The organism is Streptomyces sp. SM1, from assembly GCF_002910825.1.
Classification (GTDB): Bacteria; Actinomycetota; Actinomycetes; order Streptomycetales; family Streptomycetaceae; genus Streptomyces; species Streptomyces okerensis.
Genome location: NZ_NEUB01000800.1, coordinates 1 through 11,454, shown reverse-complemented (window position 1 = coordinate 11,454; position 11,454 = coordinate 1). Strand labels below are relative to the sequence as shown.

At 71.7% G+C, this 11,454-nt stretch carries 11 protein-coding genes; 7 read left to right on the top strand and 4 right to left on the bottom strand.

Annotation, left to right across the window (positions count from 1 at the left end; translation table 11 throughout):
* The 3 genes from B9S61_RS24595 to hemC form a co-directional block, all read left to right on the top strand.
* The coding region (locus B9S61_RS24595; RefSeq protein ID WP_258039837.1) for an ATP-dependent DNA ligase at positions 1–969 on the top strand (969 nt) is incomplete at its 5' end.
* A gap of 144 nt (positions 970–1,113) precedes the next feature.
* Positions 1,114–1,890, top strand: a complete 777-nt coding sequence (locus B9S61_RS24590; RefSeq protein WP_258039836.1) for an NPP1 family protein — start codon at positions 1,114–1,116, stop codon at positions 1,888–1,890.
* Positions 1,891–2,008: 118 nt separating this feature from the next.
* Entirely contained in the window at positions 2,009–2,944 is a 936-nt protein-coding gene (gene hemC / locus B9S61_RS24585) for a hydroxymethylbilane synthase (RefSeq protein ID WP_103544197.1), read from the top strand.
* A gap of 7 nt (positions 2,945–2,951) precedes the next feature.
* On the opposite strand, the gene B9S61_RS24580 is transcribed toward hemC, so the two are convergent.
* Positions 2,952–3,473, bottom strand: a complete 522-nt coding sequence (locus B9S61_RS24580; RefSeq protein WP_103544196.1) for a hypothetical protein — start codon at positions 3,471–3,473, stop codon at positions 2,952–2,954.
* Between the two features lie 490 nt (positions 3,474–3,963).
* Between B9S61_RS24580 and B9S61_RS24575 the strand changes: the two genes are divergently transcribed.
* The gene (locus B9S61_RS24575; protein ID WP_103544195.1) at positions 3,964–4,755 is read left to right on the top strand and encodes an RNA polymerase sigma factor SigF; all 792 of its coding nucleotides are present in this window, start codon (positions 3,964–3,966) and stop codon (positions 4,753–4,755) included.
* Positions 4,756–5,027: 272 nt separating this feature from the next.
* Here B9S61_RS24575 and B9S61_RS24570 read toward each other — a convergent pair whose 3' ends face one another.
* Positions 5,028–5,360 (bottom strand): ANTAR domain-containing protein, encoded by a 333-nt coding sequence (locus B9S61_RS24570; RefSeq protein WP_103544204.1) that lies wholly within the window; start codon positions 5,358–5,360, stop codon positions 5,028–5,030.
* Positions 5,361–5,603: 243 nt separating this feature from the next.
* Here B9S61_RS24570 and B9S61_RS24565 point away from each other — a divergent pair, with 243 nt between their 5' ends.
* On the top strand, positions 5,604–6,404 hold the full coding sequence (locus tag B9S61_RS24565) for a VOC family protein (RefSeq protein WP_181007508.1): 801 nt from the start codon (positions 5,604–5,606) through the stop codon (positions 6,402–6,404).
* An 18-nt stretch (positions 6,405–6,422) separates the two neighbouring features.
* Here B9S61_RS24565 and glgX read toward each other — a convergent pair whose 3' ends face one another.
* On the bottom strand, positions 6,423–8,567 hold the full coding sequence (gene glgX, locus B9S61_RS24560) for a glycogen debranching protein GlgX (RefSeq protein WP_103544193.1): 2,145 nt from the start codon (positions 8,565–8,567) through the stop codon (positions 6,423–6,425).
* Positions 8,564–9,076: a pep a2 gene (locus B9S61_RS24555; protein WP_103544192.1), complete on the bottom strand. Its 513-nt coding sequence runs from the start codon at positions 9,074–9,076 to the stop codon at positions 8,564–8,566. The genes glgX and B9S61_RS24555 overlap by 4 nt, the downstream gene beginning before the upstream one ends.
* 353 nt (positions 9,077–9,429) lie before the next feature.
* Here B9S61_RS24555 and B9S61_RS24550 point away from each other — a divergent pair, with 353 nt between their 5' ends.
* Positions 9,430–9,732 carry a DUF5133 domain-containing protein gene (locus B9S61_RS24550; RefSeq protein ID WP_103544191.1) on the top strand — a complete coding sequence of 101 codons (303 nt, stop codon included), beginning with the start codon at positions 9,430–9,432 and terminating at the stop codon, positions 9,730–9,732.
* Between the two features lie 73 nt (positions 9,733–9,805).
* A partial coding sequence (locus B9S61_RS24545) for an alpha-1,4-glucan--maltose-1-phosphate maltosyltransferase (protein ID WP_103544190.1) occupies positions 9,806–11,454 on the top strand: 1,649 nt, incomplete at its 3' end.

The window sequence follows — 11,454 nt, the reverse complement described above, 5'->3', positions numbered from 1 at the left end:
CTGATCCCGCCCATGCTCGCCACGCCCGGCTCGCTGCCGCCCCCGGCGGCGGACGCCCGCTGGGCCTACGAGACCAAACAGGACGGGCAGCGGGCGGTGGCCTACCTCCCCGGAGACGGCACCGTCGCACTGCGGGCCCGCTCCGGCCAGGACATCACCGGCGCGTACCCGGAACTCCACCCACTGGCCACCGCCCTCGGCACCAGGCCCGCGGTCCTGGACGGCGAGGTGCTCGCCCTGGACGCGGACGGCCGGGCGAGCTTCCAGTTGCTCCAGTCCCGCATGGGTCTGGCGCACGCTCCCGGCAGGGCGGCCCGGCGGGCGGCGGCGGTCCCGGTCCGTCTGGTGCTGTTCGACGTGATGCATCTGGACGGCCGGTCACTGCTCCGGCTGCCCTACGTCCGGCGCCGCGAGGCGCTGCTGGACCTCGGTCTCGACGGGCCGTCCTGGTCCACGCCGTCCGCGATCGTCGGCCACGGCCCCCAGGCGCTGCGGGCCACCCTCGAGCACGGACTCGAGGGCCTGGTCTGCAAGCGGCTGGACTCGGTGTACGAGCCGGGCGTGCGCTCCCGCGCCTGGATCAAGATCCGCAACATGCGCAGCGAGGACGTCCTGGTCGGCGGCTGGCTGCCCGGCAAGGGGCGGCTGAGCGGACTACCGGGCGCGGTCCTGGCCGGCCAGCGGGCAGGCGGACGGCTGCGGTACGTCGGCGGCGTGGGCACCGGCTGGAGCGAGGCCGAACGCGCCGAACTCGCCGCGCTGTTGCGGGCGGCGGCCACCGACGTGTGCCCCTTCGACCCGGTACCGGCCGTCCCCGGCGCGCGCTGGGTGGTACCCCGGCTGGTCGGCGAGGTGCGCTACAGCACCCGTACCCGGGACGGCATGCTGCGCCAGCCGTCCTGGCTGCGTCTGCGACCGGACCTCGCCCCCGAGGAGGCGGCGGCGGACATTCCGGACGACATGGTCTGATCCGGAGCCCGGCGTCACGGTTGTTGCGCCACGCTTCACCAGCGGTACGCCTGCACCCTCTTGGCATGTATACGTCCAGCCGGGATGCTGAACTCCCCCACCCCCACAGCGGCCTGGCCGTGCCCGGGCCAAGAGGAGGACGCAGTGCCGTCGAGCAGGTTCCGAACGCACCGCAGGAGATGGCTGACCGGTCTGGCCGGCGCCGCCGCACTCGTCATCGCCTTCCCCGCCACCGCCTTCGCCGCCCCTCCGCCCGCCCTGCCCGCCAGTGCCGACACCCTGGAGCAGACCTTCCAGCCCGCCTACGACTACGACACGGACGGCTGCTACCCCACGGCGGCGATCGGCCCGGACGGCGCCGTCAACCCCGGCCTCAAGCCGACCGGCGCCCTCAACGGCAACTGCCGCGACGCCTCGGACCTGGACAGCACCAACGGTTACGCCCGCGCCAAGTGCAACAACGGCTGGTGCGCCGTCGTCTACGCCCTGTACTTCGAGAAGGACCAGGCCCTGCCGGGCATCGGCCTCGGGGGCCACCGCCACGACTGGGAGCATGTCGTGGTGTGGGTGCGGGACGGCACCGCCCAGTACGTCGCCACGTCCAACCACGGCTCGTTCTCGGTCCACGCGCGGTCGGCGGTGCGCTTCGACGGCACGCACCCCAAGATCGTGTACCACAAGGACGGCATCGGCACCCACTGCTTCCGCCTCGCGAGCGCGGGCGACGAACCGCCGGAGAACCACCGGGGCAACTGGCAGTACCCGGCGCTGGTCGGCTGGGAGGGCTACCCGGCGGGACTGCGCGACCGGCTCGTCTCCCACGACTTCGGCAGCGCCCACTTCGGCCTCAAGGACGGCAGCTTCGCCTCCCATCTCGCGGAGGCCAAGCCGTCGGGCATCCCGTTCGACCCGAACGGCTGACCGCGGCAGGCGTGTTGACGCCGGGAGCGCCGTCCGGCGCTTCCGGCGCTTCCGGCGCTTCCGGCGCTTCCGGCGCTTCCGGCGCCGGCGGCGTGGTGCGAGGGTCTATCGTGTCGCCATGCCGATCCCCGCGACGATCCGCATCGTCTCCCGTGACTCGCCCATGGCGCTCGCCCAGGTGGAGCGGGTGCGTGCCGAACTGACCGCCGCCCTGCCCGGTGTGCGTACCGAGGTCGTGCCGGTCAGGACCACCGGCGACAAGTGGCTGGGCGACCTGTCGAAGGTGGAGGGCAAGGGCGCGTTCACCAAGGAGGTGGACGCCGCGCTGCTCGCGGGCGAGGCGGACGTCGCCGTGCACTGCGTCAAGGACGTGCCGGCCGACCGGCCGCTTCCGGCGGGCACGGTGTTCGCCGCGTTCCTGCGGCGCGACGACATCCGTGACGCGCTGGTGCATCCCGCCGGGCTCACCCTGGACGAGCTCCCACCCGGGACCCGGGTCGGCACGTCCTCGGTGCGCCGCGCCGCCCAACTGGCCGCCACCCACCCGCATCTGCGGTGCGTGCCGATGCGCGGCAACGCGAACCGGCGGCTGCGGAAGCTCGCGGACGGTGAGGCGGACGCCCTGCTGCTCGCGCTCTCCGGCCTGGAACGCATCGGCCGCACCGACGTGATCGGCGAAGTGCTCTCCCCCGAGACCATGATGCCGCCCATCGGCGCGGGCATCCTCGCCCTGCAGTGCCGCGAGGACGACACCCCGCTCATCGAGGCGGTCAGCGCCCTCGGCCATCCGGGCACCCACCGCGAGGCCACCGCCGAACGCATGTTCCTGCATGTGCTGCAGGGTCACTGCAACAGCCCGATCGCCGGGTACGCGCGGGAGGACCACGGGGGCGAACTGTCCCTGCGCGCCTGTGTCTTCACCCCGGACGGCAAGACGCGGCTGAACGCGCACGAGTGGGCGGGCCGGCTCGATCCGGCCACGCTCGGCACCTCGGTCGCCGTGGCCCTGCTGCGTCAGGGCGCCCGCGAGATCATCGACGGCATCCCGCACTGACGCCCGCTCAGGAGGTCCCTTCCTCCGCCTGCTCCTGGAGGAAGACGCTCACCTGCTGGGCGAGGCTGTCCCGGCACGCGCCCACGGGCGTCCCCGCGGCACCCTCGTGCACCCCGACGCCGCCCGTCCACAGCCGGCGGGCGGCCCACTCCTCGTCCGCCCGCAGCTGCACCTGGACGTCGACCTGGCCCAGGGACGTCTCGGGGCCGGCCGCGTAGAGCACCGCGGTGACGCGGCGCAACGGGTGGACGTCGAATCCCTCGATGAACTGCGAGTTGCGCCAGTCGATGAACGCGCTTTCGCCGTCGGGGCCGGTCCGGATGTCGAACTGGCCGTCCTCCAGATGAATACAGAAAGGCCGGTTGCCGCGATTCTCGACGGTCACGCGGACACTGAAGTACGTCAGCCCGTCGGCGGCGTCGTCCCGTCCGCGTGGCGGTTCGCCCGATTCCAGACGGTGGACGCGGACGCGCAGGCCGGCCTGCTCGCCGTACTCCTGCCAGTCCCCGACCACGTTCGGCTCGTACACAGTGCACCTTTCGACTTCTGTCCGCTGTTTCCTATCCGGGGGCTCAGCGCACTGTCAAATGAGCGGAATGCGCTGTGGACAGGCGGTTCGCCCGGGCCGGTGAGCGATCAAGCGCTGCGCAGGAGGAATCCCCGGCCGGCCCTCCGGGGCACCGGCCGCGGCGTGCCGCACATCACGTCCGCCGCCGTGATCACCGGCGTACCGCCGCGGCACTCCGCGGAGCAGGGCACGGCGCCGCGGACCGACCTGCCGACGGGGATTTCACTCAGTGAATTCCCGCGATCCCAGAACGTACCCCCTCCGCAATGCGGTGCGGGTGAATTACGGATGCCGTTTTGAAAGGGCGGGACACGGGGAATGGAATGTGCAGTGCTTCGGACAGGAGGCACGTCCGTGGGATCCGGCTCGCCGGCCCCGGGCCTTTCCCGGTCCGAGCCGCCGCTTCCCACGGGGTCTGTCCATCCGGCACCCGCTCAGGGAGGTGCGCGTGATGCGTACCATCAGTCCCAGGAAGCCGCACTCCCACGACGACGCTCCCGACACGGCCGGGGACTTCGCCCGTCTGGCCGGGCTGCCCGACGGGCCCGAGCGCCGGTTGCTGCGCGAACGGCTGGTCACCGTCTGGCTGCCCATGGCCGAGCGGATCGCGGTCCGTTTCCGCGGCCGCGGCGAGTCCCTGGAGGATCTGTACCAGGTGGCGGCCCTCGGCCTGGTGAAGGCCGTCGACCACTACGATCCGGCACGCGGCAACGCGTTCGAGGCGTACGCCGTGCCGACCGTCACCGGTGAGATCAAGCGCCACTTCCGCGACCACATGTGGACCCTGCACGTACCGCGCCGGGTCCAGGACCTGCGCAACCGTGTGCGGCACGCGGCGAAGGAACTGGCGCAGACGACCCCGGGCCGGGCGCCCACGGTCGCCGAGATCGCCGCGTACGCGCAGCTGACCGAGGACGAGGTGCGCACCGGGACCGAGGCGCTGGAGTGCTTCTCCGCGCTGTCGCTGGAGGCGGAGATGCCGGGCACCGACGGGTACGCCCTCGGGGACGCGCTCGGCGGCCCGGACCCGGCGTACGACACCGTCGTCGACCGGGTGGCGGTGCGGCCCTGTCTGGAGGCGCTGCCGGAGCGCGAGCGGCTCATCCTCTACCTGCGCTTCTTCAAGGGGATGACACAGAGCGGGATCGCCGAGCAGCTCGGCATCTCGCAGATGCATGTCTCCCGGCTCCTCAGCGGCTGCTTCACCCGGCTCCGTGAGGAACTGCGGTCCGAGGCACCCTGAACCGCTCCCGGCCGTCAGTACTCCGGCCGCGCCCACGCTCGGCCCTCAGCACCCGGACCGCCGGACCGCACCCGCGATCGGCGCTTCCACCGCGCCCGGCCATCCGCGCGCCGGACCGGACTCCCGGCCGGCTCCCCGGTCGTGCCCGGCGCGATCCGCGCTCCGGTGACGGGCCGGGGACACGGACCGAGCCGAGGCCGCACAGTCCGCGCCGCTGCCGCAGCCTGCGGTCGGTGCTCCGCACCCGTGGTCACCCCGGGCGCGTCCGGCAGTCAGCGCTCCCGTCGCGGTGGGGTGTCGGGGAGGCGGATGGGGCCGAGGCGGTCCAGGACCTCCTCCAGGACCGTGCGCACCTCCGCGGGCAGCAGACCGGTGCGCCCCCAGACCAGGATCATGTCGGCGACGTTGCGGAGTTTGATGTTCGTGCGCTGGGAGACCTCCCTGAGCACCGTCCAGCCCTGGTCGGGCGAGACCCTGCCCAGTGCGACGATCATGCCGATCGCCTGGTCCACCACCGCGTGCGAGACGACCGCGTCCTTCAGCTGCTGCACTTCCTCCTCCAGCTGCAGAATCCGGTCCGCGCCCCCGTCCGTGGGCATGGTCACCTCCGGGTCCGGTGTGCCGCTCTCGTGGCGCCTTCGCATAGTGCTTGAGTGCCTTCACCCAGTGTCCGATCCATCCATCGTCGCTACTGGTGCCGCCCTGTGCCACCCGGGTGGTCCGGGAGCGTACGGGGTCACCGTTTCGGGGCCGCCGCCGGGGTACCCGGCAGGCGCCCGGGCCGGTACCCGGCTGACACTGGTGCCATCCGGATGGCTGCCGGCCGACGAGATCAGGACACGACTGCGATGAACCACGACATGCCCTCCTCCGCCGCGACGGAAGTCTTCTCGACGCACTCCGTCTACGGAGCGCCCTGCTGGGTGAGCCTGACCAGCCGCGACGTGCGGACGACCGAGGAGTTCTACGGTGCCGTGCTGGGCTGGGAGTGGCGTCCCATGCGCCTCGGCGACCGGTTCCGGGTCGCCCTGGCCGACGGCCGTCCGGTGGCCGGGATCGCCGCCGTCGCCGGGATGTGGCAGATGGCGGTGGCGTGGACCCCGTATTTCGCGGTACGCAGCGCCGACGAGGCCGCGGCCCGGGTGCAGGAGCGCGGCGGTACGTCGGCGGTCGGCCCCCTCTCCCTGCCGCCCGGGCGCGCGGCTCTGCTGGCCGACCGGGACGGGGCGACGTTCGGGGTGTGGGAGGGCGAGCTGTTCAGCGACTGGCGCGCCTGGCACCGGGCGCAGCCCGCGTTCATCCGGCTGCACACCCGGGACGCCTTCGACGCCGCGATCTTCTACGGCGAGGTCTTCGACTGGGCGTCCACCGGGCCCGGCTACTGCGAGGTCCACTACGAGGGCGAGGAAGTGGTGCTGCGCACCGGCGGTGAGGTGGTCGCGCGCATCGAGTCGGGGGCGCTGGGATCGGCCCCCGACCCGGCGATCCGGCCGCACTGGCAGGTCCACTTCACGGTGAAGGACGTGGCGGCCTGCGCCCGCGCCGCCGAACGTCACGGCGGGAGTGTGCTCTCCGAGGGCCCCGAGGAGGCCGTGCTCCGCGACAACGAGGGTGCCCAGTTCACGGTGACCTCGCGCCGCGGGCGCTGACCTTCCCGGGCCCGACCGTCAGCCGGGCGTGCGGGACGGGCGGGACAGCAGCACCAGGCTCCGGGCGTCGACGGTGAGGGTGGTGCCGGCCTTGCGTTCCGCCTCGTCGGGAGTGCCCTCCGGGTCGGCGGTGTCGACGAGGGCCGTCCAGCGTTCGCCGTAGGAGGTGTCGGGCAGCCGGAAGCGGACCGGCTCCCAGTGGCTGTTGAGGAGCAGCAGGAACGAGTCGTCGACCAGGCGCCGGCCGCGCGGTCCGGGTTCGGCGATGGCGTCGCCGTTGAGGAACACGCCGACCGAGTGGGCGTCGGAGCGCTGCCAGTCGTCGTCCGTCATCTCGTGCGCGTTGGGCAGCAGCCACACCAGGTCGGGCAGCGGCTGGTCCGCGTGGCGCACCGTCTCGCCCCGGAAGAAGCGGCGGCGGCGCAGCACCGGATGGGTGACGCGCAGGGAGATCAGCGTGCGGGTGAAGTGCAGCAGAGCGCGCTGCTCGTCGTCGAGCCGCCAGTCGATCCAGCTGATCTCGTTGTCCTGGCAGTACGCGTTGTTGTTGCCGCGCTGGGTGCGGCCGAGTTCGTCGCCGTGGGAGAGCATCGGGATGCCCTGCGAGAGCAGCAGCGTGGCGAGGAAGTTGCGCTGCTGGCGGGCGCGCAGTTCGAGGACCGCCGGGTCGCGGGTGGGGCCCTCCGCGCCGCAGTTCCAGGACCGGTTGTCGCTCTCGCCGTCCCGGTTGCCCTCGCCGTTGGCGTCGTTGTGCTTGTCGTTGTAGGAGACGAGGTCGCGCAGAGTGAAACCGTCGTGCGCGGTGACGAAGTTGACGCTGGCGCGGGGCCGGCGCCGGTTGTGCGCGTACAGGTCGGACGATCCGGTCAGCCGGGAGGCGAACTCGCCGAGCGTGTGCTCCTCCCCGCGCCAGAAGTCCCGTACGGCGTCCCGGTACTTGCCGTTCCACTCCGACCACAGCGGTGGGAAGTTGCCCACCTGGTAGCCGCCCTCGCCGACGTCCCAGGGTTCGGCGATCAGCTTGACGCGGCTGATCACCGGGTCCTGCTGGATCAGGTCGAAGAACGCCGACAGCCGGTCCACCTCGTGGAACTGGCGGGCCAGGGTGGCGGCGAGGTCGAAGCGGAAGCCGTCGACATGCATCTCGGTGACCCAGTACCTGAGCGAGTCCATGATCAGCTGGAGTACGTAGGGGTGGCGCATCAGCAGGCTGTTGCCGGTGCCGGTGGTGTCGTAGTAGTGGCGCCAGTCGCCGTCGACCAGGCGGTAGTACGAGGAGTTGTCGATGCCCCGGAAGGAGAGTGTGGGGCCCTTCTCGTTGCCCTCGGCCGTGTGGTTGTAGACGACGTCCAGGATCACCTCGAGCCCGGCCGCGTGCAGGGTCTTCACCATGTTCTTGAACTCGGTGACCTGCTGTCCGCGGGTGCCGTGGGCGGCGTAGGCGTTGTGCGGGGCGAAGAAGCCGATGGTGTTGTATCCCCAGTAGTTGGCCAGGTCGCGGCCCTGCAGCACACCGTCCTGGACGAACTGGTGGACCGGCATCAGTTCGATGGCGGTGACGCCCAGCGAGGTCAGGTGCTCGACCACGGACGGGTGCGCCAGCCCGGCGTAGGTGCCCCGGAGTTCGTCGGGGACGTCCGGGTGGGTGCGGGTCAGGCCCTTGACGTGGGCCTCGTAGATCACCGTGTCGGAGTAGGAGCGGCGGGGCGGGGTGTCGTCGCCCCAGTCGAAGGCCGGGTCGGTCACCACGCCGAGCATGGTGTGGCCGGCGCTGTCGGCCCGGTCGGGTCCGTGCGGGTCGCGTTCGTACAGCGAGGGGTGGTTGTCGATCTGTCCGTCCACCGCGGTGGCGTAGGGGTCGAGGAGCAGCTTCGCCGGGTTGCAGCGGTCACCGGACGCGGGGTCCCACGGTCCGTGGACGCGGTAGCCGTAGCGCTGTCCGGGGCCGATGCCGGGGAGGTAGCCGTGCCAGACGAATCCGTCGACCTCGGTGAGCCGTACGGTGCGGTGCCGTCCGTCGTCGTCGGCCAGGACCAGTTCGACGCCTTCGGCGACCTCGCTGAACAGCGCGAAGTTGGTGCCCTCGCCGTCATGGGCCGCACCCAGCGGGTAGGGGCGCCCGCTCCACGCGGGCGCCCCTTTCCGGGTCTGTCGCCGGGTCACCGGACCTCCTCCAGGAGGCCGCCCGGTGTTCGTACCCGGCCGGCGAGCAGGGTGACGCTCAGCTCGCGGGGCAGGTCCAGGCCCTCGCTCTCGCGCGGGTCGGGTCCGGTGGGCACGAGGGGGACGCGTTCACCGGCGCGGGCGCGCTGCGAGAACCAGATGACCTTGCTGCCGGTCTCGGTGGCGCAGCAGCCCCAGCCGTCGCTGCTCGCCGCGATGTGCTCGAGACAGCCGCGCAGCTCCTGGTCGGGACGCAGGGCGCGGTTGTGGTCCCCGATGGCCGTGATGAGGTGCTGGCCGTTCCACCACATCTCGATCGACGTGTTCTTGTCGGTGGCGTGCTCGTCGATGGCGCGCAGCAGCATCTCCGCGCCGCCGCAGACGGTCTCCACCAGGTTCTCCAGATCCCAGAACCGGAGGTGAGCGGCCAGTATGCGGCTGACCTGTCCTACTTTCTCGGGGCTGACTTCCACGTCGAGGTGGTAGTAGCAGGGCACTGCGGTCTTCATCGTCGTCGGCTCCTCACCGCGAAGCTCTCGCTCCTCCTCGCCCCTGTGGGGCGAGCCCCCGGACACGGAACGTGAGCGGGTGTCGCTTCTGAGTCACCTTCAGGGTGAGGGGGTTGGTCCATTCGTGCAACACGAGCGCACAGCTGAGGCGACTGGTGCGACAACTGAGCGCGAGAGGGCGGGTGAGCCGACCCGCCGAGGTGATTGAAAAGCCAACAAGACGCCGGGTCACCACCCGTGCACCATGTGTGAAGACCTCGATCGCCGTTACGGGTCCGTGCATCTGTGCGCACGGTCCCGCCCGACCGTCGGGACGACGCGCCTCCATCGAGCCCCGGAAAGGTGAACGGCGCATGCTGCTACCCGCCAAAGCCGAAGTTGCCCGGCAGTTGCGCCGCTACCGGGCCTGGGAACGCGTGATGCTGGCGGCCCCCACCGACCACACGGTGCGGGCCACCTTCGAGGACTCCGGCTACACGCTCTGCGTGCTGATGGGCAAGCGCTGCGCGCGGGAGGCGGCGGACGCCGCGGAACGGTATCTGCGCAGCACCGTCATCACCTACTTGCAGGAACAGAACGACCGGCCCCGTCCGGCCGCCACGGCCCGCCGGGGCCCACCGGCCGCCGAGCGGCGCTCCCCGGCGGGAAGGCAGTGACCTTCCCGCCGCTGTTTGGTCCCACGCCCGGGCGCACGCCCGGGCGTCGAGCACGGCGGAGGTGTGAAGACCCATGAAGACGACCCGGACCATCGGTCGTGTCCCGGTACGGGACGTCCGGCCGTCCGTCGACTGCGGCAGACGGCCGGCGAAGGCCGTCGTGGGCGAGACGTTCGAGGTCACGGCCACCGTGTTCCGGGAGGGGCACGACGCGGTGGCGGCCAACGTGGTGCTGAAGGATCCCGAGGGGCGTCCGGGTCCGTTCACCCCGATGCGGGAACTGGCGCCCGGCTCGGACCGGTGGGGTGCCGAGGTCGCCGCGGACGGCCCGGGACAGTGGACCTATCGCGTCGAGGCCTGGGGCGACCCGGTGACCACCTGGCGCAGGACGGCCGGCATCAAGGTTCCGGCGGGCATCGACACCGGCCTGGTCCTGGAGGAGGGCGCCGACCTCCATGAGCGGGCGGCCGCCGGCGTGCCGCGGGGCGACGGCCAGGACGTGGTCCTGGCCGCGGCCCGGACGCTGCGCGACGACTCCCTGCCCTGTGCCACCCGGCTGGCGGGGGCGTTGACGCCGGAGGTGGACGCGGTACTGGCCCGCCATCCACTGCGGGAACACGTCACCAGCAGCGACCCGCTCCCTCTCCTGGTGGAACGCGAGCGGGCCCTCTACGGCTCCTGGTACGAGTTCTTCCCCCGCTCCGAGGGCACCCCCGAACAGCCGCACGGCACCTTCACCACCGCCGCCCGCCGCCTCCCCGCGATCGCCGCCATGGGCTTCGACGTCGTCTACCTCCCCCCGATCCACCCCATCGGCACCACCTTCCGCAAGGGCCCCGACAACACCCTCGACGCCGCACCCGACGACGTCGGCGTCCCCTGGGCCATCGGCTCACCCGAAGGCGGCCACGACGCCGTCCACCCCCGGCTCGGCACCCTGGAGGACTTCACCCGCTTCGTCACCCGCGCCCGCGAACTCGGCCTCGAGGTCGCCCTCGACTTCGCCCTCCAGTGCTCCCCCGACCACCCCTGGGTCCACAAACACCCCGCATGGTTCCACCACCGCCCCGACGGCTCCATCGCCTACGCCGAGAACCCCCCGAAGAAGTACCAGGACATCTACCCCATCGCCTTCGACGCCGACATGGACGGCCTGACCACCGAGACCTGCCGGATCCTGCGCCACTGGATGCACACCGGAGTACGCATCTTCCGGGTGGACAACCCCCACACCAAACCCGTCGTGTTCTGGGAACGCGTCATCGGCGACATCAACCGCACCGACCCCGACGTCATCTTCCTCGCCGAGGCCTTCACCCGCCCCGCGATGATGCGCACCCTCGCCGACATCGGCTTCCAGCAGTCCTACACCTACTTCACCTGGCGCAACACCAAACAGGAACTCACCGACTACCTCACCGAACTCTCCGGCGACGCCGCCGCCTCCATGCGGCCCAACTTCTTCGCCAACACCCCCGACATCCTGCACGCCTACCTCCAGCACGGCGGCCGCCCCGCCTTCGAGGTCCGCGCCGTCCTCGCCGCCACCCTCTCCCCCTCCTGGGGCATCTACAGCGGCTACGAACTCTGCGAGAACACCCCCCTGCGCGAAGGCAGCGAGGAATACCTCCACAGCGAGAAGTACCAGCTCCGCCCCCGCGACTGGGAATCCGCCGAACGCGAGGGACGCACCATCACCCCCCTCATCACCAGGCTCAACAC